This is a genomic window from Paenibacillus sp. FSL P2-0121 (assembly GCF_037975345.1).
GTDB classification, from domain to species: domain Bacteria; phylum Bacillota; class Bacilli; order Paenibacillales; family Paenibacillaceae; genus Paenibacillus_AQ; species Paenibacillus_AQ odorifer.
On sequence record NZ_CP150245.1, the window covers coordinates 1,207,838 to 1,234,104 of the forward strand.

A 26,267-nucleotide genomic window follows, 5' to 3' on the forward strand; every position below is an offset into this window, starting at 1 on the left:
AACATTGGATACCCTAGCGACTCCATTAACGCGAAGGATAGAAGATCAGCTAGGAGTAAAGGGAGGTAGCGATTCATGCATAAACAAATTGTTCAGGCTCCAGTTACAATTAACAGCCGAGAAGTAGCAGTAATGACGGACGTCAGACACAGTGATTTGCTTAGAAGTATCTCAGGATATATTCAAGTTTTAGAAAACGCAGAATTTCGTTCTCAGGATTTCTTCATTCCGAGCATTTACAAGGTGGAGGGCAACAACAAGAATTATGATTGTTTTGAACTTACTCGTAAAGGCTGTGACATGGTTGCCAATAAAATGACTGGCGAAAAAGGAATACTCTTCACAGCTGCATATGTTACCAAGTTCGAAGCTATGGAAGAGAAGAACAAGAATCTATTCGCTGGGGCTAGTAAAGAATTACAAGCAATTCTAATGCTGGATATTCGAACTAAAGAAATGGAAGATCGCGTAGAGCATTTAGAAAACCGCACCACGATTGACTACGGGCAGCAACGAATACTAAAAAAGGCAGGGAACAAACGAGTTTTAGAAATCGTAGGCGGAAAGAAATCAGCAGCCTATAAGGATAGCAGCCTTCGAACACAAGTTTATTCGGCACTTTGGAACGAATTTACAGAGTTTTTTGGGATTAACTCGTATAACAACACATTCATTAAGGATTACGATCGTGCGCTTCAATACGTTCCGCTTTGGAATCCACCAAATAACCTAATGAGACAGATTGAACAAGAAAACGGTCAAATGCTGTTTTGAATTTATCAAGAAAAGGAGGGATCTTATGGACAAGCATATAGTTGCTGCAGATCTTCGCGAAGAGGTTGTGTTTTGGAAAACAGTTGAAGATGATGCGTTGTTACGGGGTAGAGAAATTGATTTCAATATCTATCTATTTGCTGCTCGATATCGGAGGGAATGTCAGGATAAGTTGCTGAAAGTCTGGGATGAAATTGCAATAGATGAGTTTCGAAATAACCGATCAAATGAAAAACAGCCCACCGGGGTAGGAGCCGGAGAGCTAGTCACGTGCAAAACAAATTTAATTAAGGTCAGTCTATCAGCATTTGGAGGAAAAAGCAATGCAAGCTAAAGATTGGAATTTACCTATGGTAGATGTAACTGGTCGGAAATATGAGGTTACAATCCAATCTGTAAGTTTATTGAATGCAGTTTTATCAATGCATTATCGGCAACCATATGCTGATCCCGTCATTGATGGGATGGGGTTCACAGATCAAGAGCGTGCTGTAATAGATCATTCTAAATATGTAAAAGACATGCGTGAAGAGTCTCTAAACCTTGCTTTAAAAACAATGAATCAAGCGTATTGGCAGAGGAGCCAAGAAAAAAGCAGGAGATTATATTTAGAGCTACAGATATCTCAGGGGGAGATTTCAAAACACTGGTACAATAACGATTTTCGATGCGGAGGTTGTGAAACTATTATACCTGCAAAACAGAGTCATCTATGGTCTCTCGGAGGTCATTTCTGTAACTATCATTGCCTTGGTAACAAATTAATAAAAGATCGAGCTGAGTCAAATGGACATTGATATCAAGCAGTATATCAAGGAAATCAAGTCACTACGCGCCCAAGCTGACCAGTACGATGGGAATGCACCGGGTGCGGACATTACGAAGATTGAACTACTGACTAAAGCACACATGCTCATGGGACGCGTAGCAGCCGTGAGAGAGGGAGAGTATTGGCGGATCTATGCACTTCGGAAATCCACCTATGCTCGCGCCAAGTTGGAACCAGGACCCGGAGATAAGGAAACACGCGCTGAAATAGCTGTAGAGCAATTGAGGATGTTAGAAGCTGAAGCTATGGAAGAAAGAAAGATGTGGAAAAACGAACATGAATCTTTGCTGCAACAACTATTTGAACTACACCTGAAGGCTAACCGTGAGAATAGGACTCTAGGAGGTGGACTTTAATGGCAAAAACAAAGAAATTCGATCCAGTAGAGCGTAAAAAACTTCGCAAAGATTTGAATGAGTTATACCGTAGTCAAGCTAATCATATACGCCTTAAGGGTAAAGCATCTTTAGTAATAAAGGCAGAGATTGAGAAAAAACGTAAACGTCTAAAGATCGTGGATAGAAAGTCAGTAGGTCTTGATTATGAAGATAAGCCAATTGAGCCAGTAAAACCACGTGGTCCACGTAACCAAAGACGTTTGAAAAACTCCTGGTATTGTTCACGACCTGAATGCCAAAACACTATTGCAGAAGATCAGGAAAAAATCATGTTTAAGAGACGGCATTACTGCAGCATTAAGTGTGCTACGGAGGATGGCGGATTCACTTCGATAACAATAGAAGCCAAGTAATAAAGTAAGTAGGTGGTGAAATGGACGGCTGGATCAAACTTCATCGCAAGATTATAGAGAGCACCATTTGGGATAAGCCGCCACTGTATCTGAAGGTCTGGATGTATTTGCTTATCTCAGCACAACATGCTCAATATAAGGGGCTTAAACGAGGGCAAATCAGTACCTCTATACCCGATATTATCGAAGCTTGTAAATGGCATGTAGGAGCCCGAGTAGAACGACCGACGAAGGACCAAGTTTATCAGGTTTTGAGCTTTCTACGAAAACCCGATGGAGGGGGTCACGAAAGCGACACGGAAGCAACGATGATTGCAACGACGAAAGCAACGCACGGAATGCTTATAGAAGTGCTTAACTACAGTGTTTATCAAGACTCTGGTGAGGACGAAAGCAACGACGAAGGCAATGGCGAAACGGACACGAAGCCTGCTCGAGAGCAACGGCAACCCAACAATATAAACAAGAATGTAAAGAATGACAAGAATGTAAAGAATGACAAGAATGAACAAGAAAAAGAATTAAAAAAATCTTCCTCTCAGAAAAACGCTAAACGCGTTTATTCCGAGGATGACCGAGTTTATAAACTGGCTAAACGATTTCATGAATTGGCCTATGAGAATGCCCTCCAACTTGGGACAAGCCATTTAATCAAAGAGCCTAACTTTCAGAACTGGGCTGACACATTCAGATTGATACTTGAAAGAGATAAGATCCCAGAGGTTGAGTTAGGCGAGGTTATCAAGTACGGTCTGAACGAAAAATTTTACCGGACAATCATTTTTAGTCCAACTAATTTGAGAGAACATTATCCGAAAATACTAACCCATATGAGAGCACAACAGACAAAACGAAATAGCAGTACACCGAGTGGAAAGCCAAAGCTCGAAATAACAACAAATGCTGGTGCTGAATCGGTTAGTTCTGAAGAATACGAACTGGCAATGCAACGGGCAAGGGAGATGAAGGCTGCGAGAGAACGAGAACAGAAGGAGGCGAAATATCGATGAACTTTCTTAATTGGCGAACTGACGCTGAACTTTTGCAGATCATAAACGATGAATCACTTGACTATGACATTCGGATCCACGCTACTAAAGAACTCATAGCTAGAGAAAAAATAAAAAAACTTATAATGCTGCTCGTCGATCGCAAACGTGAAAAGGTGTGGTGACAATGACTCCCGCTGAAAGACGAGAAAAATACTTGCTAAATGAATTTGATAGAATCTTTGAATCCTTGGAATACCGCCTGTTTGAACATCTAACAGCAGCTGATCATATCGTTGCTAAAATTATCTCAGAGGCATCAACTGCAGGTGTTGGGTTATCAACTAGTCAAAAAGTTGTACGGGCCAAGATTGAAGATATGATTGACCAAATAGCCGAGAAACGTGAATTAGAATCTCCGACAAGAGGGAGGAAAGAATTGAAATGACACATTACGAGGTAGGTAAGAAATATAAGAAAATCGTAACCGTTGCAAAAATGTACGAGGATCTGCCAAGCGTACTTGTGATCGATGACAAGCGATATGTTTTCGATCCGCCGCGTCCAGACGGAAAAGGGGGGCTAAAAGATGGTAGGACAAGGAAACCGCGGGGCGGCGTTCGAAAATCTGATTAATTACACAAATGAATCATATGAGCATCGGGGAGTAGCGGTTATCAATAAACGATCAACCCCAGTAAAGGTAACAAGAAGTAAAGGAACTAAGGTACTCGCAGGATTCTTTGAAGCTAAATCTACTGTTGATTATGATGGCATCTATCGTGGACGAGCTATCTTTTTCGAAGCAAAGTCTATTCAGGAGTTAGATAGATTTGATTTAAAGAACGTTGCCGATCATCAATATGAACACTTGGATAAGTGTCATAAGTTCGGCGCTCTATGCTTCGTGCTAGTCGAGTTTAGAAAACAACGTAAAACATACCTTTTACCCTTCACAGCATTACGTGCATACAAGGTTGAGGCTTCCAGGGGTGGGCGGAAAAGCATGACGTTTGATAACTTTGAGATTGACGCGTTCGAAGTTAGGACAGGCCGTGTACCTCTTGATTATCTAGCTGCAGTTGATAGAGTCTGGTTCACAGAAGGTAAGATGCATGCCTGATAAAAACGGGTGGTTAACCCGTGACGAAGCCGCTGCATGTGGTAAACCACTTTTTATCACAGGTGGTCCCGGATGGCGTCCTGAACGTCCTAAAGGCTGGGCGATCCTTCCCAAATACCGATGTGTGGAACTTAAGGCTCATGTGGAAGCTACAGAACAACCCATTGCTTATCTTCATGTTCGAAACGCAATACCACCTTATAGCTACGCTCCATTATATGTCCGGGCTAGAGATCAGATTAACGTTGGCGATTTAACACCAGCCGAACTTGCAGAAGCGGAGAGAGGATCATGATTCTGGTATGTCTCCAGTGTGGATCAGATATGAAAGAAATTACTCCGGATCAATATCGTTGTACTGAATGTGAGTGGGAGGCAGAGCAATTATCTATAGGACAATCTACTAAACATAATCATAGAGAGATGAGGTGTAGCATGGCAGAAGAAACCCCTCATAAAACTTTCTGGAAGCCGAAAAAACAAGTGAAACCCAAGAAGACTAGTAGCTTAGGTCAGCGTAAGAAGGAGAAGAAAGAGGTATCTCCTTTGAAACAAAAGATATTCGTAGATCATAAACCTGGTAAAAGTTCAAAACAGCGTTGTGAGTTCCCAGCGTCAGTAATTAAGGAATTGATTGCAGAGGCTGACGGTAAATGTTCACATTGTAAAACTGCTCCAGATACAACAACACACCATGTCATGCCGCGAGGGCGCAAGGGTAGGGGAGTCAAGACAAATGGGTTACGTCTTTGTGGGTTGTGTCATGACATTATCCAAACGGATGAAGAGCTCTTACAATACTGGATTTCAGTATTTTGGAATAAGTACGGGGATTACTTTTGGTTCGATGAACAAGATTGGGATGAATACAATCACAAGCTAAATAAGCAGATGGAACTAGAGAAGGTAAAAGAAGAACGATTGCAGCAGATTGAACCTATAGCGGATCTAATTGCAACGGCAGCCGGTAGGGATCTTCGAGTAAAGGAAATTAGGTTGTTGGAATCCTTAGAAACTAAGGACTTAAATACCTTTACTGCAATGTTTACTGATGCTCTTAATGGCTATGCGGCACAGGGTTCCTATCATCCAAATGACCGATTTGAAGATTAGTAAATTCTTATAACAACGGATAATAGTTTATTTAGAGAGGGAGTTGAAGATGGAATTCATTTCGAAAAAGCAGCAAGCAATCATCAACTTTATTGATAAATTCTCATTTGAATTTCAATATCCGCCCAGTATTCGAGAAATTGCAGCAGCCATGGGCCACCAGTCAATATCGACAACTCACGGTTTTATTGAACGCTTAGATAAGAAAAAACTCCTATCCTGGAGGAGAAATCAACCAAGAACCATAGTACTTACAAGAAAAGGGATGGATCAGGTAACTAAACAAGTCCAAAAAGGAGAGATAAACGAAATGGCAAAACAACCAAAGCTCAAGAAATCCGGACTAAAGCCAGAAGATAAAGTAATCATGCATTCATGCTACGAAGCTCGGAAGGAAAAATACAAGGATAAGGTTTGGACAGTGAAATCGGAACCATGGGACTTGTGCGGATCAGAGGTAGTGTTGCTGGAAGGTTTTAACGGTGGTTTTGCGACTGAATATCTGAAGAAGGTAGAGGGTTAACCACACCCTCCAACCTCGAAAAGATTTTGTTGCCACTAATTAAGATCAACATATGAGACTTACGATGAAATTCGAAACTGAATATCCCCACATGTGTTGGCAAGTAATGATATACCAAACTATATTCCGAACAAATCGACGATTTAATAGATGGTATAAAACTACAAACACAAAACTTCTTAATACTTTCTTGATTTTTTTAAAAATAGTAATCACTCCTCTCAATTTTTTGAAATCTCTTATTGTAGGTTTTGAGAGATTCAAAAAATGCCATTAAGAGAGAGGTTCTATCGTTTGATGATGTTCGAGCTTTAGTGAGCAAAAGAGAGGAAGCGAATATATGAAATCTATAACAATAATCCAACCTTGGGCTACGCTGATTGCTCTTAGGGAAAAGCGGTTTGAAACGCGTAGCTGGGCAACAAAACATCGAGGCGAGCTAGCGATCCATGCAGGCAAGAAGATCGACAAGGACGCTTGTGAGGTACCAGAGATTAAAGCGGCGCTGGCACGGCACGGATACACAGCTAATATCCTCCCAACGGGGGCAGTAGTGGCAACAGCTACAATGGTATTCCCTCACGAAGTCGAGGAGGACAAAGACTGTATAGCCGTACTCTCAAATGACGAAATCGTGCAGGGAGACGAGATTTGGTTCGGTGATTTTTCTAAAGGACGCTTTGCCTGGGAGTTGGCGAACGTTCAGCGCCTGCCAGATCCAATCCTTGCCAAGGGGCAGCAGGGGCTTTGGAACTGGGAAGGAGTGCAGCCATGAGTGAATCAGGAAAATTTTCCTTACCCAGCATGACACCAGAACGGATAGAAGAGATCAAACTCAAGAAAGGCGATCGCGTTGTAATGCATACCTGTATTGAGCCGGAAACACAAAACGGCCGGATTTGGACCTGTAGCAGCGACCAGTTTACCCGTGGATCAGGTGTACTCGCTCAGGATTCGGTATTTCTCGAAGGATACAGCGGATCATTTTCTCCTGAGTTTCTCCAGAAGGTAATTCTGCCGACCGAGGATGAAAGGGTATTGGCTGCTCTAGAAGAGTCACAACAAAACGCCGAAGTTGAGAAAAAGCTAAATGATACGCTTCACGGCACAAATAAGGATTTGCGAAAAAGGTAATAGAGGCACAGCAGACCATAGCTCGGCAACAGGAAAGAGAACGATCCATCATATACGAAGTATCAGAAATCCACAAAGAAGCTGCCGCAGGGAATAGTGGCAGTCTGGAGAGCGCAGACACAGCACTCAATCGGATAATGCTGCTCAGCTCAAACCTATTAGCCCTAGGAAATAAGGAAGGGAGCGACAAGGCACCGCAAAGCACTAGGGAAGGCGGGGAATGTACCTGTGTAGACTGCGGTAGCTTAAATAGTAGTACTTGGGTATGCAAGCAATGCCAAGATAAACGAGATCAGCGGTACAGGGAGGGTAAGACATGACACAGATAAAGGATAAGACAATCATTTGCCCCCGAGAGAGGGTAGAGGCGGCATATATCACGCTACAGGGGGAATGACACCATGGACTATAAACAAAAAAGTTTCATAGCGACTGGACAAATTCTAAAAGCGTACACCGACGAAACAAGACCAGGACCGTGGGTGGTGGCTTGGAGTGGAGGTAAAGACAGCTCAGTCACTTTATCGGAATTATTCAAATCACTACTGTTATTAAAAAATAGTAAACCCGAATCGCTGACTCGAGAGATTTACCTTACCACTGCACAGACCCATCTTGATTTTGTCACAGACCCACTCAAACAGAGTGAACTTATAAAGATTAAGAAGCTGATTGACCATCATAAACTGCCCGTGAAAATAGTTGAAGTATCGGCTCCGATCGAAAAGAGCTTCATGTATCTGGTACTAGGCCGTGGATATCCATTGCCCAAAAGCCGAATGAACCGCTGGTGTACAGAGCGCCTGAAGATTGAACCATCCCACAAAGAACACAAGGCAATTAAACCAGCACTCACTGTTACCGGGGTCCGGTTAAGCGAGTCGGCAGAACGTCGGAACAATATCGAGAACAGACAGGTGTCAGAATTCTTCAGTGAAAATGAATTCATGCCGATCGTCAACTTCACTTTGGATGATGTTTGGAGTTATCTGGTGCGCGAGGGCATGGCCTGGGGAGATGCAGAGGCGTTGGGTCAACTATACAAAGAGGCTACTGGGGAATGTGGATTAAGGCAACGCAAGGCGGGGTCTGGAGAGAAAAACGATGATCCATGTGGCGCGCGTACTGGTTGTATCATCTGCCCAGTGGTAACCATCGATAAGAGCAGCCAAGAGTTTGCAAAGCACAATCCATGGTTACAGTCCTATGTCGGACTGAGAAACCTCATGATTCAGATGTACAAAGATCCCCGTAATAAGGCTGGGCGTAAGCGAGATGGAACGGTGTTGGAGTACGGTCATGGCACATTTACAGTAAAAGCGCGGATGCGACTGTATGAGGCAGTGAGACAAGCGGAACAAGAGAACGAAGAATTGGCTCGGATGCATGGTGTGGAACCGCAGAAACTCATTTACTCCAAGGAATTAGACGAATTGATTCACCGACAGTGGGAGGAGGACTTGCGGGAATGTCCGTGGGTCGAGGATGCAGCTGAGGTTGGTAGATTTTACGAAACCAAGATCAAAGGGCTCCAGGTGGGTTATCAACTAGTTTGGAACTATCTATACGACACATCAGAACCAATAGAACAAATAAAAAAACCTGACTTATGTCAGGTTAATGACTAGATATTCTTGTGTCTAAAGTATCCTACTGTGCAAACAACAGTTGTTAGTCCAAACAAAATAGTACGTGGAACGATATTTAGAGATGTTATCGACACGAAGCATGTTACAGCAGATAGCCAAATTATCAGATATGTACTTTGGTTTCTGGTCATATTAAGACGCCCTTCCAATAAGTGAGATAAATTCAATATATACCATAGTAATGGGGGTTACAACAGATACAACGCATTCTATTTTTAGGGAGTAGGAGTATCCCTCCTCTCCCAAATGTTATCTAACTAACGAAGGAGTGAAATTATATGGATCTTTATAGATTAAGTTTTAATACGGCAAGTAAAAATGCAGATGAAATTAAAGCTAATTATGACCCGTCTCCTCCATCAACGGAAATCTTAGAGAAGATGGCTGAATCATTCCGCAATTTGAACGGAACTGAAGTTATTGGTGCTGTTTGGTCATACAGTCCCCATAGTTACAGTCTATATGCATGGGATGATAACGATGATGAAAAATTCAAGGAGCTTATTTACTGGATAGAGCAGGATGATTTTTTCGGAAGTTATATTGATGATCGCAAACGATTTGACGCTGATTGGAAAAACGGTGAGTACGAGCCAGCCGCTGCATTACACTTCGATAAAGCCGACTTTATAGTTATCGAGAGAATAGAGAAGAATTAATTAAAATTAGAAAGATTCAGGGACAGAGAGGGTTAATAGCCCTCCTCTCCCACAAGGAGGATATAAACATGCCTAAAAGAGTTTATCTATCAGACGCTGATATTGAAGCATTTGGACTCATGAAATCGTGTTTTGATGCTGACTATGGCAACACAGGAGATTATACGAAAGAAGAAGCTGAATCTGTGCGAAAACTCGCTTCAATAGTTTCAGGGGAGGAAGCCCAATGACACAAAGGGACTGGCAAAAGGATATGGAGAGAGTCAAGATTTTCGAGCATGCCAAAATGTTCTGTAACAATCCATTTCCTCCATCCATTGAATATGAACCAACGGAGGTAACTTTGGGGTATTGGCTCCAAGAAGCCAAGATGCTGAGAGACACTATTGAAATGGCAATGAACGAATATCACCTATGGCAGAGTGGAGATACCGCAGCTCCGATGATGTACGGCATTCTTCAAGAGGCTATGTCCACCCTTTACCCAGATACCCCAGCACCCACATCAGAGATTACCGCAAGACCAATAGACGAATGGAATGAAGACTTGGGAGATGTACTTTGGTGGACATTCCCGGTTAACGAACCGCCATACTGTGGGTCACCGTTGGACATGGATTGGCCCGATTATCATACGCACTGGACACCAATCGTGATTCCGGCAGCCCCAGCACCCAAGGAGGGAGAATAGATCATGAATAGAGTCCCGGTTATGGTAATGAGAAACAAGGAGAATGCAGAAAGGTATCTTGCTGCAAGTGTTGATGTTGGAGATTGGGAAGATGAAAACTTGGACGTTACTTTGGATGATATACAGAACGCTTACATGATTATCCGCAAAGATAATTTCGCTCCGACTATTGAAGATTTTGAAGAACATAAAAAATGGCATGTCGCACTGAAACAATTGCTCATAGAAAAATTTGGACCAGATCCGTTTATAACATTGGACTTCGAAGCCGTATGCGAACATTACGAACCAGTAAACATTGAAATTACACAGGAGCAATTTCAGTACGCACAAGAACTAATGGAGTGACTGAACTTATAAGGGGGCTGAGACACACATGTTTGGACTACAGCTGGAGGATGGTACCAAAATATGCGGACTGTGCTATAAACTGAATTTGGAAGATGTGATCCTGATTGATGCTCAAAACAAGTGGTTCAAGGTCACAAGGATAGCTGGTCGGATTGCATACTGCATGCGTTGGTTTGATGAACGGACAATTTAGGGGGCTGAGACCCCAATCAAAGGAGACGATACACCGTGATCAGAGAGCCTAAATATAGGGGCTATAGTATAGAAAATAAGTCGTGGCATTATGGTTTTGGTTGGTGTTTAGATGGACTAACGGATGAATGCAAACAGCGTGAAAACATTGAGGATTATGCGGTTCTTTACACAGAAAGCTCTCCAGTTAAATGCGATTTAAAGTCAATGGGTGAGTACACCGGATTAAAAGACAAGAACGGACGGGAGATATACAAAGGGGATGTCCTAGATGGAAGTTGGATTAATCCAATGTCTCAAGAAAAAGTGATACGACATTATAAAGTCACCTTTGACAAAGGGAAATACAATGCAGAACTTATCGGTCATCATCCATACGGTTCCACCATGCTTTACTTTGAGAACGAAAATGCTGAAGTAATTGGAACTATATACGAGAATCCAGATCTAATAGAGGTATAAGGGGGAGAAGAGGATGAGGTATAAGGACACTCAAAATGCATTGAGAGCCGGCCATAAGCAGTTTGTCTTTACTGCAAGCCCGGGCTTACCTGTAGATGTACTGGCGTGGGGACCGACCTGGGTTAGATTTAAGGATGCATACAACAAGTATCCAATCAGCACAAACATGAAGATGTTTTCTATGATGGTGGAAGGTATTTATATAGAAAAAAGCCCTGACGCATCAGGGCAATAGCAGCTTTTATCCTCGACCAAATTATACCACAAAGGGGAATGAGGATGAACATCGCAAATAGTAAGGCTCCTGTAGTAAAGGTAACGGACTTAGGTCCAGCAACTGCCCTAAACTATCAACTCTCCCTCAAAGGCGCGGAGCGAGCATATAGGAAGGCTGACGCTGATGATAAAAAGGTCATCTCCGGAATGAAATCTGATTGTGAGTTTGTAATAGAATGGTTAAGCACCGGTAGACGCCCAGGAAACAAGCGGGGGATTGAACGTAGAGCAGCTTATCAACTTGAAAAATTAGTAGACCCATTACGTATGCAGGCTTACGTTAGTAACTCAAAAGCAGGAAGCCCGAGCAACTTAACTGATTGGGAAAGATTTCAGATCGAAAGTGCTTTATCACGACTAAGTGAAAGGGAAAGAGAGTGTTATGTATTAGCGTACGGAGAGTGTTTTTCTTTTCAGGAAATCAGTCAAATGTTAGGAGTTGCAAAGGGAACAGTTGCGGAGTATGTCGAACGAGCCCAAAAGAAAATATCCGAAGAATTGTCAAATAATCTATTCCTTTTGTATTAAGCTACACTATAATTGGTAGATATTATATATTGAATGGTGGGATATTGAATTGACTGTTACAGAAGCAGTTTATAGTGTGAAATTAGTAGAGAGTAATGACATTAATTTTATTGATTGGGTACAAGCTAGTGGTACAATTCTCGCTGTCATAATTTCTCTGTCGGCTTGGTGGATCTCTAGACAATCATTGCATGCACCTTATAGAACTTTTTTGATACCTGTTGATCTACAACTGTCAGATCATGACCAAGGCGTTATAATTAAAAATATTGGACCGTCTACAGCATATGAAGTTTTCTTTAATGGACGAGTAACTCCTTATGGGTCTTCTGGAAGGAATGTGAATGAAAAGCAAATCGATTCTGGTAATGAAAAAGTGTTTATTTTAAAGGATAACGAAATATTAGAAAATATCTTTGTGATTGAGTATAGATCTTTGAGTGGGAAGAGGTACAAAGATATATGGGAAGCGTACGGTGGGCCGGAAGCAGGAATTCTATTTAGAAAACCTGATCCTTGGAAGTACTTCAAAGCTGCTTTGAAAATTGTATTGAATGAAGCAATTAGATATCTAATTCGTTAATTTGTCTTACGATTGCCACCTATATATAGGAGGAACCTATTAACAAAGGTTTCTTAATAGTAACTGTATGTCGTTATTGGGTCCAAATCCCATTATTGCGGTATATGGATTGCTCATACGGTATGTCGTTACTTTCCATGGTGGGGATAGCGACATACTGTATTATTTTTTTGCAGGTAAATCCTTCCTAATGTCGAAATATGGAATAGACAGACAGGAGGTGATAATTTGATCGAGACTAAATTGTTCTCTGAATATAATGAAAAAACTATTGAAAGACAGATTAATGATTTTCTAAAAGCGCAAAATCTTAGTAGAAGCGAACTGATCGACATAAAGCTTAGTACGTCGAGTACAAATAATTCTGATCATGGTGAGCTTTTCACAGCGTTGATTATCTATGAAAATTAGGAATGAAATTGCACCCTGAGTGGGTGCTTTTTTATGCCTTAAATACGGGGGTGGTGATAATGTAACCTGACTGAGATAGCAATATTAGCTAAGCAGGAATTAAACCACAAAAAGAAAGCCCGGCTTATTCACCGGGCTTCTCCTTCTTAGTGTGATACGCTTTAGCTGCTTCCTTCCGCTCTATAAGATCAGAACGGAAGAAAAGGCGTTCATTCTTGGTTTCTTTAACCGGTTTGAGCTTTCCGTTTTTCACGAATCCGTGAATGTTCTGCCGTGTAGACTCCAGTATCTCCATTGCTTCCGATACGCCGCAGATTTCGCGTGCGATCCATTCAGCCAGTTCTTCCTTACTTTTGAAGGTGTACATTACTTAACTACCTCCACGAATTGAAGAAGAGTAAGAACTAAGGCGATGATACTGAGAATGAAAGCTGGATATACTAGTTTATTTGAGATTTTTTTACCCATAAATCAATTCTCCTTTACTTTAAAATAGTGCTATAATCAAGAGAAGAAAGGCGTTCGGCATTTTCGTTATTCCCTTGGATCAAAGCCCCTTTCGGGGCTTTGACTTCTGGGTCGGTTCAGTGGATGAACTTAGCGATAATGTTTAGAATGGCTGTGATTAAAGTGATGATGACGGTCACCGCTTTAATCGTTTCCAGCCGTTCCTCAGAACGTCTTTCTTTTCTTGTTTTCATTGTTTCACCCCCTCTCTCTTATATACTTATTATACCATGATACTTTACAGATGTAAAGTATCTATTGCGATAAGTCCAATCTTTTATAGTTTGGGCTTTTTGTGTTTTCGTCATATAAAATAATTTTGAAGAAACATAAGAAGGTTGAGCTTCCTGAGTTGCAATGCGAAATAAACATAACGGCGGGGGTGGTGAAAATGTAATGCCAAGAGCACGCGATCCAAATCGTGACCGCGCACTAGAAATATGGCGTGAACACGGTGGGGAAATAACAAACAGGCAGATAGCCGAGCAACTGGACATTGACGAAAAGAAGGTAGCCGTCTGGAAGCAGCGTGATAAATGGAGTGTTGTACAACAATCATCAAATAATGTTGTACAACAGCCAAAAGAAAAGAAAAGTGTTGTACAACAAAAGAAACCGAAGATCAACAAGCAGAAAAAAGAAGTGGCTCGAGGCGATCCGTCAGAAGTAGAAGGTGAGCTAACTGACAAGCAAAGAATGTTTGTCCTTGAATATATGCGAGACTTCAACGCAACTAGAGCGGCATTAGCTGCCGGTTATTCAAAGAGAGCTGCTTATTCCATAGGATGGGAAAACCTGAGAAAACCTGAAATTCAGGCGGAAATCACAAGATTGAAGGATCAGATGGTTGGTGAGCTCGGGTTGAGCGTTCATCGGGTTATAGCCGAGTATCTTAAAATTGCATTTGCTGATACTTCTGATTATGTGGAATTCGGGTCCCAAGAAGAAACAGTTATGAGTGAACACGGTCCAGTGTTAGATAACGAAGGTGATCCAATTACGAGACCTGTAAGCTATATGCGCTTTAAATCCTCAGAAGAGGTAGACGGAACGTTAGTGAGCGAGGTAAAGCAGGGACGTGAAGGTCTTAGTATCAAGTTTTATGACAAGCTCAAGGCACTGGATAAGCTGGAGAAGTACTTGGGCTATATGGACGAAGAAACTAAACTTCGTGTTCAAAAACTACAGCTTGAAATTAAGGGCATGACACCTCCAGATGCCAATGACTTGCCAGATGATGGATTCATCGAAGCCCTGAAAGCCCAGGCGAAAGGGGTGTGGGCGAATGAAGGTGAAGCGTAAGGCCGCAATCTTCAAATGGAAACCATTATCCGATAAGCAGATTAAGGTGCTAACCTGGTGGATGCAAGGAGATAGCCCACATGCAGATAAAGACGCTTTGATTTGTGATGGAGCTGTCCGTTCTGGTAAAACATCGTCAATGTCCTTCTCATTCGTAGTCTGGGCCACTGAAACATTCAATGGTGAGAACCTAGGGATGGCTGGAAAGACTATAGGCGCCCTTCGACGCAACCTAATAGGGCCGCTGAAGCAGATGCTTTACTCCAGAGGATACACTGTAGTGGATCACAGGGCAGAAAACTATCTGACCATCAGCAAGGGGTTGGTAAGCAATGACTTCTACCTGTTTGGCGGTAAGGATGAGCGAAGCCAGGATTTGATTCAGGGTATCACGCTGGCGGGGATGTTTTTTGATGAAGTGGCTTTGATGCCGCGTTCATTTGTAGAACAAGCGACTGCCCGCTGTTCAGTAGATGGAGCAAAGTACTGGTTTAACTGTAATCCGGCTGGACCTTATCATTGGTTTAAGTTGGAATGGCTGGATCAACTGGTAACGAAGCTTGCGCTACACCTTCACTTTACTATGGATGATAATCTCTCCTTGTCAGAACGTGTTAAGGAGCGCTATCGACGGATGTACAGCGGGATATTCTATAAGCGCTATATCCTCGGACTCTGGGTGCTGGCAGAAGGCGTTATATACGACATGTTTGACCGGGATAAGCACACTGTTAAGACAGAAGATCGCCGCTACAGTAAATATCATATCTCCTGTGACTATGGCACCCAAAACCCAATGACATTCGGGCTGTGGGGGCTTTTTTCTGGTGTCTGGTACAAGGTGAAAGAATACCACTATGACGGCCGCCAACAGAGCCAACAGAAGACGGATGAAGAGTACTATCATGATTTGGTTGAATTCGTTGGGGATGTATCGCTTCAAAGTCTTATCATTGACCCTTCAGCAGCAAGCTTTATAGCTACTGTAAGGAAATACGGAAAGTTTATAGTGAAAAAGGCAAAAAACGATGTGTTAGAAGGCATTCGCAATGTAGCTTCGGCACTGAATACCGGGAAGATTCTCTACAATGACTGCTGCAAGGAGACCTTCCGCGAATTTTCGTCCTACATATGGGACGAAAAGGCAGCTGATCGTGGGGAAGAGAAGCCCATCAAGCAAAATGACCACCAGATGGACGGTGATCGTTATTTCGTGAACACTATTGTAATGCGTCCAGCTTCATTCTCATTTGATTAATAGGAGAGGAGGAAACCTATTTGAGTACAACGGAGGAAGTTATCCGAATCATCGAAAAAGGTGCAGCGTCAGCTATGACAGACGAGGAGATCATTAAGCAGGAAATCGATGACTGGTTATCTTCTCAGGGACGTAAGGATATGCTTGCTGGCGAACGCTACTATCGGAATAAGACAGATATCTTAGAACGTAAGCGAATGACCATTGGAGCAGGTGGGGCGCTGGTAGAAGCTACAAACCTCGCTAATAATAAGATCATTCATGGATTCTTGCGAAAGCTCGTTGATCAGAAAGCTGGTTATTTGCTTAGTAAGGAAATGAGCATCCAGACAATGAACAAAGTTTATGATGCCTTATTGACAGGGATTTTTGATAAAGGATTTAAACGACTCTTAAAAAGCCTGTTGAAGGAAAGCATAAAAAAGGGTCGCGCATGGTTGCATGTTTATTATGACGAAGAGGGTCATTTCCGGTTTAAAAAACTGCCATCTGAAGAGATTATTCCGTTATGGAAAGACGCCGCTCATACAGACCTGGATGCTCTTATTCGTGTTTATGAGGTTGAAGCTTATGAAGGGAAAAAGAAAACAACTATCCAAAAGGTTGAATTCTGGCACTCTAAAGGTGTTAACCGTTATGTGATCGGTAAGGGCTCTTTGGCTATACCGTCAACGAGCGGACTCATACCAGATGTGGAGTTAGGTGAGTTTAGTAGTCATTTTAATGTAATCGACTCTGCGAATCAGACACAAGCTCTCAACTGGGAGCGTATACCGTTCATTTGCTTCAAGTATAACGAGGATGAAATGCCGCTGATCTCATTATTAAAATCTCAGATTGATGAGTATGACCAGAAGAAATCAGATAATAGTAATAATCTCGAGGATCTACCAAACAGCATTTATGTAATCAGGGGCTATGAAGGATCTGATTTAGGCGAATTTCGTCGTAACCTCTCAATACTGAAAGCAGTCAAGGTTTCTGCTGACGATAACAGTGGCGTGGATACGTTGAATCTTGAGATCGACACTGAAGCATATAAGAATCACATGGACATGACTAGAAACGATATCTACGAGTTTGGGCGCGGTGTAGATACTCAGTCTGATTCTTTCGCAACGGCTCCAAGTGGTGAAGCCTTAAAATTTCTTTACGCTGATCTGGATATGGACGCTAACGATATCGAAAACGAATTCCAAGCAGCACTTGAGCAACTTTTGTGGTTCGTAGATAAACATATCTTCAATACCACGGGGAATGACTTCTCAGAAGAGACAGTTAACTTCTTGTTTAACCGAGATATCGTCATTAATGAATCTCAAGTTATCACTGATGCCAAGAACAGCGTAGGGATCGTCTCAGATGAAACCATACTCGCTAACCATCCATGGGTGACTGATACCCGGGAGGAAATGAAGCGTAAGGAAGCCGAAGAAAAGGCTGCTATGGATCGCGATCAGGAGTATGGAGGTTTGACCGATGATAAGCCCCCTGTAGAGGTTGGAGCTGGTGACCAATGAGGTCAGAGGTATATTGGTCTAAACGTATGGAACAACTGAATGAGTCACTACTAAATAAGGGTGTACCATTCACAAAGGCAATGAATAAGGAATATCGGAAGGCTCAGATATCCATCCAGACAGATGTTAACAATTTCTATCAACGGTTTGCAGATAATAATGGGATTGTAAGCTTATCCGCTGCTAAGCAAGTTCTTAAAGCTGGAGAGCTGAAAGAATTCAAGTGGACCGTTGAGGATTACATTGCTCGTGGTAAAGAGAACGCCATAGATCAGCGGTGGATGAAGGAACTAGAGAATGCCAGCATTAGAGTACGTGTTACCCGCTTAGAATCCATTCAATTGCAGATGAAACAACATGTCGAGGAATTATCTGTTAAGCGTCTATCAGGCACAACAGAGCTATTAGGTAACGTCTACAAGGATGGTTACTATCGAAGTATTTTTGAACTTGAAAAGGGTATCGGTATAGGAGCTTCATTTGCAAAGATCGATAAAAGGCAGTTGGAAGCTATCCTATCAGCACCTTGGGCACCAGATGGCAGCAGCTTTTCCCAACGTATATGGACTGATCGCGTCAGGCTGACTGGAACGCTTCGTAACATCTTTAGTCAGGGGCTTATTAGTGGTGATACCTCTAAGCAAATGATAGAGCAGCTTATGAAACGCTTCGATGTGTCACGGAAGAATGCAGAGCGGTTAATACTGACGGAATCAGCATACTTCGCTGGTCAGTCTCGTATAGCCGGCTACAAAGAACTTGGAGTAGAGCAATACCGCTACACTGCTACACTGGACAGCCGGACATCCATTACTTGCCGAGACCTAGACGGGAAAGTATTTGATATCGAAGATGCTCAGGTTAATGTCAATTATCCACCTATGCATGCTTATTGCCGATCAACCACCATACCGCACTATGAGGACAATATCAAAGAGCGGGTAGCTAGGGATGAAGATGGCAAAACGTATAAGGTTCCAGAGGATATCAACTACAATGACTGGGCTGAAAAGTACGCTCCCGAAGCTACTGAGACAGTTACTGTTGAAACCCCAACTAAGCAAGCGCCGGAGACTCCATTACCTACTATTGAGGTTCCAGGTGGGCCAACAAAGGATATTCCAATTCCTGAGAAAAGCATATATACCCTGGAACCAGAGAAATGGTATGATGAAACCGGAAAGACTGCACCACCGCTGATTAATCTCAGTAAGATGGATCTACCGAAGCTGCAGCCAGACATTCCGCGTAAACTAGGTAATATCGATCTATCTAAACCTGATATCGTCCGCAACTATGTAAAGGATGCGGAGCAAGCCATCAGGAATGCACCGGAAGAACATGCAATAGCTCTTACTAAAGAAGGTGAGGTTATCCATGTTAAGGGTGATAAAGCATCCGTTGATATCAACAAGATTACACCACCTGATGTACTTAAAAAGAGCATTGTTACCCATAATCACCCTACGATAGACGGTGAAGCAGGTGGATCATTTAGCCGTGACGATGTCCTAGCATTCATACAAAAGGGTATTAAGGAATTACGAGCTGTTGATTCCAGCAGTACGTACATTCTCAAGAAGTCAGCCCCAATAAACCTGAGTACAGATGAGATAAACCGTTTACTTGATAAAGCAGAAGATTCGTATCTTGCATTACTAACTATTGAGCAGGCACTCACAGGTTATGACGAAAAGCATCTAACCATGGAACAGCTAGTAATGCTACTTGAATCGCTACAATATACAAAGGAGTGATGATCTTGCGAACTAAAGAAGAGAATAGAGCGGCTATTGCTGAACAGTTTGCCCCGCAACGCGATAAGCTAGGCGAACGATTTGACGCTTTGGTAGACGAGATCAGCGCCGTTAGATATGAGTACCTTCAGAAGCGCGATGAGCTCTCGAAACAGCCAGTAGGTGTTCTGGACGCTAATGCTGCGGATGAACGGCGGTTAAATCGTGAAGAAGGTATGAAATGGGTACTAATCAAACAGAAATACGGGTTATGAGGTGGGCTAATGGACAAGGATAGGATTCGCGCTTTCTGTGAAGCTCTAATAGAAAGCTATCAAGTGTCTGAGAACATGGTTAATCATGATCGTGGTACTTATGAAGATGAAGTCGCTTTGGAAAAGGAAATTGAGAATTTGAGAAATGAATTGAATGAACTGTTGAAGTAGAAGCACTCTCCAATATGCGAGGGTGCTTTTTTCATGGGAATCTAAGGAGGGCATGTGATGAAAAATTACCGATATGCAGGAAGAGTTTATTTGGACAGAGCCTTGAAGGAAAAGGCTCGGGACGATGTGCAAGTTATTGCGCAGGCGTTTATTCGCTCTGATCAGCGCCTCGATATTGAAAAAGGAGATTTTGATCGACATGGCCAGAAATACACACATCGCGGCTACCTTCGCGCTAAAGAACATGGCAGCGAAACACCAAGCGGTTACACATTTGTAGGCAATAGCGAGACTCAGGTTTACTTGGATCTGATACGCGCATTTATCGATGATGGCTTGTACTTTCCTATCTTATAAAGTTAGGCCGAGGGTGAGACTACCGCGGCCTATTTGCTCATGAACTGGAGCATATCGGTTCACTCCCTAAGCTGGAGAGCAGCTATACAAATCTATGGAGGTAGATGATATATGGATTGGTTGAAAGAGTTGTTGAAGAAGTTGGGCGTTGAAGATTCCAAGATTGACGGAGCTATTGCAGATGCTGGCAAAGAGATTCCGAAGCACTTTGTTCCGAAGAGTCAGTATAACGAAGTTTCTACGGCTAAACAGCAGGCTGAGAAGGATGTCGCTGATCGGGACAAGCAAATCGAGGATCTGAGTAAAGCTGCTGGACTGTCAGATGATCTGAAAAAGCAGATTGATCAGCTCAAGACTGATAACAAGACGGCAAAGGACAAATATGATGCCGACCTGCAACAGATCAAGTTGGACAATGCCATTACTGCTGCACTCACTGGTAAGGTGCATAACGAGAAGCATGTTACTGGGCTAATAGACAAAGAAAAGTTAGTCATCGGTGATGACGGTAAAGTGGTCGGCTTAGACGAGCAGATTAAGGGTTTACAAACATCGGATGCCTACTTGTTTAAAACCGAGGATAAAGGCGGTGGTGGAGGGTTCAAGTTTAAAGGAACCTCTCTATTGGACGGCAAGGATCAATCTAAGGGTGAACAAGGCGATGACAAGGTCGGTAGCTTCGGTAAACAATTGGCGGAATCTACTAAAGGCAATGAAGGGTTGGATACAGCCCGAGAAAGCTACTTTAAATAAGAACGGAGGATAAACAAAATGAGTAAATTTAAAGAAACTACCTATGGGAATAAGAAAGAAATTCTTAAATTCCCAGATCACTATGTAGCAATTGCCGTCACGGTGAGCGATGCAGGTGTTACTGCTAACACTGATGGTAAAAAGATTGTGCCAGCTGGAACTATTCTAGGTGGCGGTGTGATTGCTGATGATACTAAACTGGCGGTCAAGGCTACAACCACTACTGGAGTATCCAATGCTGAAGGTGTTCTGTTGAATGATACAGATGTAACAAGTGGTCCAGCACCAGGGGCGATGCTCATTCATGCGTTCATTAATAAAAATAAAATCCCCACTGCTCCTACTGCTGAAGAACTGACAGCATTGAAGCAGATCACATTTATCGACTAAGAAAGGAAAGGTGAAAATAATTATGCCTAACATTCAAGATTTAGTAAGAGCTCCAGAGATTGCGGCTTATATTGCGGCTAACCCATCAAACGCTATTCCATATCTGGGAGCTACGTTGTTTCCATCAGCAAAAAAGCTCGGTTTAGATATTGGTTGGATCAAAGGAGCAGGAGGACTGCCTGTAGCCTTGATGCCATCGGAATTCGATGTTAAAGCAACTCTGAGAGATCGAATCGGATTCGGAAAGGTAGAAACAGAGATGCCGTTTTTCCGTGAGGCTATGCTGTTAAAAGAAAAAGATCGTCAAGAATTGCTAAGACTTTTGGACTCGAACAACGGCGAATATGTAAAATCTTTGATTACTCAAATTTACGATGATAGAGCTAGTTTGGTTAGCGGTGCAGAGGTTAACGCTGAGCGCATGCGTATGCAATTGTTGTCATCCGGTAAAATCAGAATCACGGCCAATCGGATTGACTATGATTATGACTACAACATGAAGGCTGGGCATAAGACCACTCTTACAGGATTAGATAAATGGGATGATCCAACAGCTAATATCGTGGGAGACATCAAAGAATGGCAGGACACGATTGAAGATGAGCAAGGTGTGCGTCCAACAAAGGCCATCGTTACTCGTAAGACGTGGAATAACATTCTAGCTAACGAAAAGGTGCGTTTGGATATGAATCCTCTTGGCGGGCTAAACATCATCATGACTGATGCACTGATGCGTCAATACCTGGAGTCCAAACTGGGATTGACGGTTGCGGTTTACAACAAGAAATATGCTCTACAAGATGGCAGCTCACACCAATTCTATCCAGACGATTATTTCACACTGATTCCAGACGGAGCTTTGGGTAAAACGTGGTATGGTACTACTCCAGAAGAAGCTGATCTTATGAGCGGGGCAACAAGTGCAGAAGTATCTATCGTGAATACAGGTGTGGCCATCACAACAATTAAGCAGCCACACCCAGTAAGTGTGGAAACTATCGTTTCTGCAATCACGCTGCCATCATTTGAAACTATCGACAATATTTTTATTGCGAAAGTGGTTTAAGGAGGGGCTAACGCCTCTCCTATTTATTTTGAAAGGATGATGAGAGTGTCTGAGGAAAAGAGAATCGAGATAGCTCTGATAACTGGAGCGAAATACAATCGGAAATTCTATAAGGCGAGTGATAGGATTTTGATCCTCACTAGTGAAGTAGAATCCCTGATTAAGGATGGAGTAATCCGACGGGAAGATGTACCAGAAATCGATGAGGTAGATAAACCGCTAGAAAAGATGAAAGTGGATGAGCTTAAGGCTTACGCTTTTGAGCATGCCATCGATTTGGGTGATGCATCCAAGAAGGAGGAAGTGCTCGCGGCAATCCTGAAAGCGGGTGACCCTAATGGAGGAGTATCTTAAGTATCTCGATAAGTTGAAGAGATTGCTTTCCATCCCCATCGAAGATACTTCCAAGGATGGCCGGCTGCAGTTTGTTTTGGAGACTATCATTCAGGAGATCAAAACCTATTGTAACATCTCATCTATTCCGGCTGCTTTGGATAATGTCGTGCTGCAGATCGCAGAGGACTATTATCGGACCAAGCATCCAACGGAGTTTGAGCAGACGGTCCCGGCTGTCACTAGCATCAAGCGCGGTGATGTGACTACGGCTTTCGGATCAGCTAAGGCTACAGTTGTAGCAGGCAACGGAGCAGCATTCGTTCGGAACTACGCAGCTCAATTACAGGCTTTCCGAAGATTGAGGTGGTAACATGGTCAGTTTCGGTAATATACCAGCAGAGCGGTTAGCTATTGAGAGCACCTATGAAGGCCTATGTACTGTTTCGGAAATGAAGGATGTAAAAGATCCATTAAGCGGTAAAACACGACAGCAGCCTATCATTATCTTGGCTAATGAGCCGTGTGCTCTCTCTCAGTCTTCCTTACCTGCTGCCACGCAAACAGTGACAGCCGATCAGATCAATTATGATGCCAAGTTATTTATCTCCCCTGATATAACTATCAAGCCAGGGAGCCGAATCACGGTTCAGCAGAACGGCATGGAGTTCAAAGGAGAACAGGCGGGTAAGGCATTCAGGTATGCTACTCATCAGGAGATTAAGCTAAAAGAGGTCCTGAACGCATGAGTATGGGGAAGTTCGATTTTTCTGACGTGAAGAAGCTTCACAAAAGCATGGTTCAGATGCAGAAAGAGTTCCCAGCCTTTATGGAGGAATGCATCCGGGAATTGGCTGGACGGCTGTTGGCAAAGGCTATAGCTCGGACTCCCGTACTGACTGGAGACTTGCGGCGGGGATGGCAGATCGGGCAGGTGGTAAAGTTACCAGGCGGTGGGGTGCATGTTGAGATCACAAATAACGTGGAGTATGCGCTATATGTGGAATTCGGGCATGTCACTCGACTCCGTACTGGTTGGGTTAACGGTAGGTTTATGTTAACGCTATCGGAGCAAGAGTTGGAGAGGGAAATGCCAGCTATCATAGAACGAAAGTTTCAGAAATTCCTTAATAAGCATATGGGGCGGTGAGTATGCAGGATATAAAAAACGCACTCATAAAAAAGCTATCGTTATTTACTCCGGAGTATCCGGTTTATGACGAAGAAGTGGAGCAGGGCATGCAGCAGCCGTGCTTTTTTGTGCTGTTATTGGAAAGTAGTCAGGTCCGAGGGGTTAACCGGCGCTATCAACGTTTCAATCCCTTTGACGTTCATTACTTCCCGCAACAGGAATCAGCGGCTCCCCGAGAAGAATGCGAGCTAATATCTGAACAATTGTATTCCGAGTTGGAATATGTAACTGGGCATGATGGGCTTTACCGGGGAACAGGTATGAGGCATGAAATAGTGGATGGAGTATTGCATTTCTTCGTTGAGTACAATGTTCACCTGATCCGGGATAAAGCACCGGATATTAAAATGCAGACTATGAAGCAAGGAGGCGGTATTAAGTGAGTGAGAAAAGCATTAAGGCAGCTGAGACACCGATTGAGGGGTCCTTTACCAAGGAGCAGTTCTTAGCCTCTGCTAAGTATTCATATCAAGACAAAGACGTCCTATCGGCGCTGCTGGAGCCAGAAAAACTGTATACAGCTTTTGAGGCGCAACAAGTGATCGATGATTTTAAGAATAAGGAGGCTGAGTAGATTATGGCCGGTGGAACATGGACCACTCAAAATAAAGTAAGACCCGGTGTATATATTAACGTGGAAACGTCTGGTGGGGCATTGGGTACGGTTGGTAGTAGGGGAATAACCTCTCTAGCGCTGACGCTTCCATGGGGAGCGGCTAAGGTCATCACACCGATTATAGCTGGTGAGGATACATTCAAAGCGCTTGGCTATGACATTACAGCCCCAGAGCTGTTGTTGGTGCGTGAGGCGCTTAAAAGAGCTCGGACAGTGTTGCTGTACAAACTCAATGACGGAACAAAGTCAACGGTCACAGTTGGGACCTTGGTAGCTACAGCAAGATATGGTGGCATTCGAGGTAATGCGCTGAAGGTTGTCGTACAAACCAACATTGATGATAGTAGCAAGTTTGATGTAAAAACACTGCTGGATAACGCAGTAGTGGACACACAGGTAGTCGCTAATATTGCGGCGCTCATCCCGAATGACTGGATTGTATGGAGCGGGACCGGCACACTAACAGCAAATGCAGGAGCTCCTTTGATTGGTGGTGCAAATGGCACTGTTACTAATGCGGATCATACTGCATATCTAGCTGCACTAGAGCTGTATGATTTCCAGACAGTGGCACTGACATCCACGGACAATGCGCTCAAAGCTGTCTATGCTGCCTTTGTACGGCGCTTGAGAGAGTCAGAAGGTAAAAAGGTACAGGCAGCACTTGAGAACTACCCTGTAGCCGATTTCGAAGGTGTAATCAGCGTCAAGAATGGTGTGGTTCTCTCCGATGGGACCATACTTACAGCCGCGCAAGCCACTGCTTGGGTAGCCGGTGCTTCGGCAGCAGCTGAGATGAATGAATCGCTGACCTATGCGGCTTATGACGATGCCGTGGATGCGGCGCCACGTTACACGAATAGCCAGATCGAGGCGGCACTAAGTGCCGGAGAGTTCATCTTTACCCCATCGGCTAACCGTGCTGTGGTGGAGCAGGATATTAATACCTTCCTGAGCTATTCACCAAAGAAAGGGAAGCAACTTCAAAAAAATCGTGTACTCCGAGTGTTGGATGGTATTGCGAATGATTTGAAGCGTATCTTTGAATCATTTTACATCGGTAAGGTATCAAACAATGTTGATGGACGAGCTCTGTTTCGTAAAGAGGCAGTGATCTACCTAGATAACCTGCAGAGCATTTCTGCTATTCAAAACTTTGATGCCCAGACTGATATCACAGTACTTCCTGGTGTTGAATCTGATGCCATCTATGTCGAAGCCAATATTCAACCAGTAGATAGTATCGAAAAAGTATATATGAAAGTGCAGGTGAGATAAATGTCGTTCTTAAAAGCAAATGACACGATTAGCGGACAAGAGGGGCGGGCTTACGCCACAATCAATGGTCAAGTAGAGGAAATGTTCTACATCAAGACTCTTGAAGCATCAGTTGAAAAGGAGAAGGCTGAAGTTAAAACATTGGGCCGTCGTGGTGTTCAGCATAAAGCGACTGGATGGTCGGGTACTGGCAGCATGACGATTTATTATGTAACAAGTCGGTTCCGCCAGTTGATGATCGATTATATCAAAACGGGTAGAGATACCAACTTTGATATTACAGTAACAAATGAAGATCCTGGATCTAGCATCGGTGAACAAACAGTAACGCTACTAGGGGTTAACCTTGATAGCGTAGTTATGGTATCTCTGGATACAGAGTCGGATGCACTAGAAGAAGATATTGATTTTACCTTTGAGGATATTGATATGGGTCAAGCATTTAACCCACCAGCCAATTAAAATAAAATTCAGG

Annotated in this window: 44 protein-coding genes; 43 read left to right on the forward strand and 1 reads right to left on the reverse strand. The window is 43.1% G+C overall.

The window, feature by feature from the left end; all coding sequences use genetic code 11:
- The first annotated feature begins 75 nt into the window (after nucleotides 1-75).
- From MKY54_RS05110 to MKY54_RS05230, 25 genes are all read left to right on the forward strand, one after another.
- Nucleotides 76-774 (forward strand): ORF6C domain-containing protein, encoded by a 699-nt coding sequence (locus MKY54_RS05110; protein WP_339189735.1) that lies wholly within the window; start codon nucleotides 76-78, stop codon nucleotides 772-774.
- A gap of 25 nt (nucleotides 775-799) precedes the next feature.
- Nucleotides 800-1,108 (forward strand): hypothetical protein, encoded by a 309-nt coding sequence (locus MKY54_RS05115; RefSeq protein WP_339189736.1) that lies wholly within the window; start codon nucleotides 800-802, stop codon nucleotides 1,106-1,108.
- The gene (locus tag MKY54_RS05120) at nucleotides 1,098-1,571 is read left to right on the forward strand and encodes a hypothetical protein (protein ID WP_339189738.1); all 474 of its coding nucleotides are present in this window, start codon (nucleotides 1,098-1,100) and stop codon (nucleotides 1,569-1,571) included. Before MKY54_RS05115 ends, MKY54_RS05120 begins: the two co-directional genes overlap by 11 nt.
- Nucleotides 1,561-1,959 carry a hypothetical protein gene (locus MKY54_RS05125; protein ID WP_339189740.1) on the forward strand — a complete coding sequence of 133 codons (399 nt, stop codon included), beginning with the start codon at nucleotides 1,561-1,563 and terminating at the stop codon, nucleotides 1,957-1,959. The genes MKY54_RS05120 and MKY54_RS05125 overlap by 11 nt, the downstream gene beginning before the upstream one ends.
- Complete coding sequence (locus MKY54_RS05130) at nucleotides 1,959-2,354, forward strand: hypothetical protein (RefSeq protein ID WP_339189742.1); 396 nt, start codon at nucleotides 1,959-1,961, stop codon at nucleotides 2,352-2,354. The genes MKY54_RS05125 and MKY54_RS05130 overlap by 1 nt, the downstream gene beginning before the upstream one ends.
- Nucleotides 2,355-2,374: 20 nt before the next feature.
- On the forward strand, nucleotides 2,375-3,364 hold the full coding sequence (locus tag MKY54_RS05135) for a hypothetical protein (protein WP_339189744.1): 990 nt from the start codon (nucleotides 2,375-2,377) through the stop codon (nucleotides 3,362-3,364).
- Nucleotides 3,361-3,528 carry a hypothetical protein gene (locus MKY54_RS05140; RefSeq protein ID WP_339189746.1) on the forward strand — a complete coding sequence of 56 codons (168 nt, stop codon included), beginning with the start codon at nucleotides 3,361-3,363 and terminating at the stop codon, nucleotides 3,526-3,528. Before MKY54_RS05135 ends, MKY54_RS05140 begins: the two co-directional genes overlap by 4 nt.
- A gap of 2 nt (nucleotides 3,529-3,530) precedes the next feature.
- Nucleotides 3,531-3,791, forward strand: coding sequence for a hypothetical protein (locus MKY54_RS05145; RefSeq protein WP_339189748.1), 261 nt, complete (start codon nucleotides 3,531-3,533; stop codon nucleotides 3,789-3,791).
- Nucleotides 3,788-3,979 carry a hypothetical protein gene (locus tag MKY54_RS05150; protein ID WP_339189749.1) on the forward strand — a complete coding sequence of 64 codons (192 nt, stop codon included), beginning with the start codon at nucleotides 3,788-3,790 and terminating at the stop codon, nucleotides 3,977-3,979. The genes MKY54_RS05145 and MKY54_RS05150 overlap by 4 nt, the downstream gene beginning before the upstream one ends.
- Nucleotides 3,933-4,466 carry a Holliday junction resolvase RecU gene (locus MKY54_RS05155; RefSeq protein WP_339189750.1) on the forward strand — a complete coding sequence of 178 codons (534 nt, stop codon included), beginning with the start codon at nucleotides 3,933-3,935 and terminating at the stop codon, nucleotides 4,464-4,466. The genes MKY54_RS05150 and MKY54_RS05155 overlap by 47 nt, the downstream gene beginning before the upstream one ends.
- Nucleotides 4,459-4,761, forward strand: a complete 303-nt coding sequence (locus tag MKY54_RS05160) for a hypothetical protein (protein ID WP_339189752.1) — start codon at nucleotides 4,459-4,461, stop codon at nucleotides 4,759-4,761. The genes MKY54_RS05155 and MKY54_RS05160 overlap by 8 nt, the downstream gene beginning before the upstream one ends.
- A gap of 140 nt (nucleotides 4,762-4,901) precedes the next feature.
- A complete protein-coding gene (locus tag MKY54_RS05165) occupies nucleotides 4,902-5,579 on the forward strand; it encodes an HNH endonuclease signature motif containing protein (protein WP_339189753.1) in 678 nt (225 codons plus the stop codon).
- 49 nt (nucleotides 5,580-5,628) lie between these two features.
- The gene (locus MKY54_RS05170) at nucleotides 5,629-6,102 is read left to right on the forward strand and encodes a hypothetical protein (protein ID WP_339189754.1); all 474 of its coding nucleotides are present in this window, start codon (nucleotides 5,629-5,631) and stop codon (nucleotides 6,100-6,102) included.
- Between the two features lie 340 nt (nucleotides 6,103-6,442).
- On the forward strand, nucleotides 6,443-6,877 hold the full coding sequence (locus tag MKY54_RS05175) for an ASCH domain-containing protein (RefSeq protein WP_339189755.1): 435 nt from the start codon (nucleotides 6,443-6,445) through the stop codon (nucleotides 6,875-6,877).
- A complete protein-coding gene (locus tag MKY54_RS05180) occupies nucleotides 6,874-7,236 on the forward strand; it encodes a hypothetical protein (protein WP_339189757.1) in 363 nt (120 codons plus the stop codon). The genes MKY54_RS05175 and MKY54_RS05180 overlap by 4 nt, the downstream gene beginning before the upstream one ends.
- A 485-nt stretch (nucleotides 7,237-7,721) precedes the next feature.
- Nucleotides 7,722-8,864 (forward strand): phosphoadenosine phosphosulfate reductase family protein, encoded by a 1,143-nt coding sequence (locus tag MKY54_RS05185; RefSeq protein ID WP_339189759.1) that lies wholly within the window; start codon nucleotides 7,722-7,724, stop codon nucleotides 8,862-8,864.
- A gap of 299 nt (nucleotides 8,865-9,163) precedes the next feature.
- On the forward strand, nucleotides 9,164-9,544 hold the full coding sequence (locus MKY54_RS05190; protein ID WP_339189761.1) for a hypothetical protein: 381 nt from the start codon (nucleotides 9,164-9,166) through the stop codon (nucleotides 9,542-9,544).
- Nucleotides 9,545-9,612: 68 nt separating this feature from the next.
- Nucleotides 9,613-9,774: a hypothetical protein gene (locus tag MKY54_RS05195; protein ID WP_339189763.1), complete on the forward strand. Its 162-nt coding sequence runs from the start codon at nucleotides 9,613-9,615 to the stop codon at nucleotides 9,772-9,774.
- Entirely contained in the window at nucleotides 9,771-10,235 is a 465-nt protein-coding gene (locus MKY54_RS05200; protein ID WP_339189765.1) for a hypothetical protein, read from the forward strand. Before MKY54_RS05195 ends, MKY54_RS05200 begins: the two co-directional genes overlap by 4 nt.
- Nucleotides 10,236-10,238: 3 nt before the next feature.
- Complete coding sequence (locus tag MKY54_RS05205; protein WP_339189767.1) at nucleotides 10,239-10,583, forward strand: hypothetical protein; 345 nt, start codon at nucleotides 10,239-10,241, stop codon at nucleotides 10,581-10,583.
- Between the two features lie 28 nt (nucleotides 10,584-10,611).
- Nucleotides 10,612-10,779, forward strand: coding sequence for a hypothetical protein (locus MKY54_RS05210; protein WP_339189769.1), 168 nt, complete (start codon nucleotides 10,612-10,614; stop codon nucleotides 10,777-10,779).
- Between the two features lie 35 nt (nucleotides 10,780-10,814).
- Nucleotides 10,815-11,240, forward strand: coding sequence for a YopX family protein (locus MKY54_RS05215; protein WP_339189771.1), 426 nt, complete (start codon nucleotides 10,815-10,817; stop codon nucleotides 11,238-11,240).
- Between the two features lie 13 nt (nucleotides 11,241-11,253).
- The gene (locus tag MKY54_RS05220; protein WP_339189773.1) at nucleotides 11,254-11,475 is read left to right on the forward strand and encodes a hypothetical protein; all 222 of its coding nucleotides are present in this window, start codon (nucleotides 11,254-11,256) and stop codon (nucleotides 11,473-11,475) included.
- A gap of 44 nt (nucleotides 11,476-11,519) precedes the next feature.
- Nucleotides 11,520-12,044 (forward strand): sigma-70 family RNA polymerase sigma factor, encoded by a 525-nt coding sequence (locus tag MKY54_RS05225; RefSeq protein ID WP_339189775.1) that lies wholly within the window; start codon nucleotides 11,520-11,522, stop codon nucleotides 12,042-12,044.
- A gap of 49 nt (nucleotides 12,045-12,093) precedes the next feature.
- Nucleotides 12,094-12,627 (forward strand): hypothetical protein, encoded by a 534-nt coding sequence (locus MKY54_RS05230; RefSeq protein ID WP_339189777.1) that lies wholly within the window; start codon nucleotides 12,094-12,096, stop codon nucleotides 12,625-12,627.
- Between the two features lie 535 nt (nucleotides 12,628-13,162).
- Here MKY54_RS05230 and MKY54_RS05235 read toward each other — a convergent pair.
- Nucleotides 13,163-13,405, reverse strand: a complete 243-nt coding sequence (locus MKY54_RS05235; RefSeq protein ID WP_339189779.1) for a DNA-binding protein — start codon at nucleotides 13,403-13,405, stop codon at nucleotides 13,163-13,165.
- 536 nt (nucleotides 13,406-13,941) lie between these two features.
- Here MKY54_RS05235 and MKY54_RS05240 point away from each other — a divergent pair.
- The 18 genes from MKY54_RS05240 to MKY54_RS05325 all read left to right on the forward strand — a co-directional run bounded on the left by MKY54_RS05240 (nucleotide 13,942) and on the right by MKY54_RS05325 (nucleotide 26,254).
- Nucleotides 13,942-14,847 (forward strand): terminase small subunit, encoded by a 906-nt coding sequence (locus tag MKY54_RS05240; RefSeq protein ID WP_339189781.1) that lies wholly within the window; start codon nucleotides 13,942-13,944, stop codon nucleotides 14,845-14,847.
- Nucleotides 14,831-16,105: a PBSX family phage terminase large subunit gene (locus MKY54_RS05245; RefSeq protein ID WP_339189783.1), complete on the forward strand. Its 1,275-nt coding sequence runs from the start codon at nucleotides 14,831-14,833 to the stop codon at nucleotides 16,103-16,105. Before MKY54_RS05240 ends, MKY54_RS05245 begins: the two co-directional genes overlap by 17 nt.
- Nucleotides 16,106-16,125: 20 nt before the next feature.
- A complete protein-coding gene (locus MKY54_RS05250) occupies nucleotides 16,126-17,625 on the forward strand; it encodes a phage portal protein (protein ID WP_339189785.1) in 1,500 nt (499 codons plus the stop codon).
- Entirely contained in the window at nucleotides 17,622-19,382 is a 1,761-nt protein-coding gene (locus tag MKY54_RS05255; protein WP_339189787.1) for a minor capsid protein, read from the forward strand. The genes MKY54_RS05250 and MKY54_RS05255 overlap by 4 nt, the downstream gene beginning before the upstream one ends.
- A gap of 5 nt (nucleotides 19,383-19,387) precedes the next feature.
- Complete coding sequence (locus tag MKY54_RS05260) at nucleotides 19,388-19,636, forward strand: hypothetical protein (protein ID WP_143763850.1); 249 nt, start codon at nucleotides 19,388-19,390, stop codon at nucleotides 19,634-19,636.
- 9 nt (nucleotides 19,637-19,645) lie between these two features.
- Nucleotides 19,646-19,807 (forward strand): hypothetical protein, encoded by a 162-nt coding sequence (locus MKY54_RS05265; protein WP_179088147.1) that lies wholly within the window; start codon nucleotides 19,646-19,648, stop codon nucleotides 19,805-19,807.
- 57 nt (nucleotides 19,808-19,864) lie between these two features.
- Nucleotides 19,865-20,164 (forward strand): hypothetical protein, encoded by a 300-nt coding sequence (locus tag MKY54_RS05270; RefSeq protein ID WP_339189791.1) that lies wholly within the window; start codon nucleotides 19,865-19,867, stop codon nucleotides 20,162-20,164.
- Nucleotides 20,165-20,275: 111 nt separating this feature from the next.
- A complete protein-coding gene (locus MKY54_RS05275) occupies nucleotides 20,276-20,917 on the forward strand; it encodes a phage scaffolding protein (protein ID WP_339189793.1) in 642 nt (213 codons plus the stop codon).
- A gap of 18 nt (nucleotides 20,918-20,935) precedes the next feature.
- On the forward strand, nucleotides 20,936-21,307 hold the full coding sequence (locus MKY54_RS05280; protein WP_339189795.1) for a hypothetical protein: 372 nt from the start codon (nucleotides 20,936-20,938) through the stop codon (nucleotides 21,305-21,307).
- A gap of 22 nt (nucleotides 21,308-21,329) precedes the next feature.
- The gene (locus tag MKY54_RS05285) at nucleotides 21,330-22,373 is read left to right on the forward strand and encodes a major capsid protein (protein ID WP_339189797.1); all 1,044 of its coding nucleotides are present in this window, start codon (nucleotides 21,330-21,332) and stop codon (nucleotides 22,371-22,373) included.
- Nucleotides 22,374-22,418: 45 nt separating this feature from the next.
- Nucleotides 22,419-22,727, forward strand: a complete 309-nt coding sequence (locus tag MKY54_RS05290; protein ID WP_339189799.1) for a hypothetical protein — start codon at nucleotides 22,419-22,421, stop codon at nucleotides 22,725-22,727.
- Nucleotides 22,711-23,079 carry a phage head-tail connector protein gene (locus tag MKY54_RS05295; protein WP_339189800.1) on the forward strand — a complete coding sequence of 123 codons (369 nt, stop codon included), beginning with the start codon at nucleotides 22,711-22,713 and terminating at the stop codon, nucleotides 23,077-23,079. Before MKY54_RS05290 ends, MKY54_RS05295 begins: the two co-directional genes overlap by 17 nt.
- 1 nt (nucleotide 23,080) lies before the next feature.
- Nucleotides 23,081-23,455 (forward strand): ABC transporter ATP-binding protein, encoded by a 375-nt coding sequence (locus MKY54_RS05300; RefSeq protein ID WP_339189802.1) that lies wholly within the window; start codon nucleotides 23,081-23,083, stop codon nucleotides 23,453-23,455.
- A complete protein-coding gene (locus tag MKY54_RS05305; RefSeq protein ID WP_036684234.1) occupies nucleotides 23,452-23,856 on the forward strand; it encodes an HK97 gp10 family phage protein in 405 nt (134 codons plus the stop codon). The genes MKY54_RS05300 and MKY54_RS05305 overlap by 4 nt, the downstream gene beginning before the upstream one ends.
- Before the next feature lie 2 nt (nucleotides 23,857-23,858).
- Nucleotides 23,859-24,281 carry a DUF6838 family protein gene (locus MKY54_RS05310; RefSeq protein WP_339189805.1) on the forward strand — a complete coding sequence of 141 codons (423 nt, stop codon included), beginning with the start codon at nucleotides 23,859-23,861 and terminating at the stop codon, nucleotides 24,279-24,281.
- Nucleotides 24,278-24,472, forward strand: coding sequence for a hypothetical protein (locus MKY54_RS05315; RefSeq protein ID WP_036684228.1), 195 nt, complete (start codon nucleotides 24,278-24,280; stop codon nucleotides 24,470-24,472). The genes MKY54_RS05310 and MKY54_RS05315 overlap by 4 nt, the downstream gene beginning before the upstream one ends.
- A gap of 3 nt (nucleotides 24,473-24,475) precedes the next feature.
- A complete protein-coding gene (locus MKY54_RS05320; protein ID WP_339189807.1) occupies nucleotides 24,476-25,792 on the forward strand; it encodes a phage tail sheath family protein in 1,317 nt (438 codons plus the stop codon).
- On the forward strand, nucleotides 25,793-26,254 hold the full coding sequence (locus tag MKY54_RS05325) for a phage tail tube protein (protein WP_076144318.1): 462 nt from the start codon (nucleotides 25,793-25,795) through the stop codon (nucleotides 26,252-26,254).
- Nucleotides 26,255-26,267: the final 13 nt, after the last annotated feature.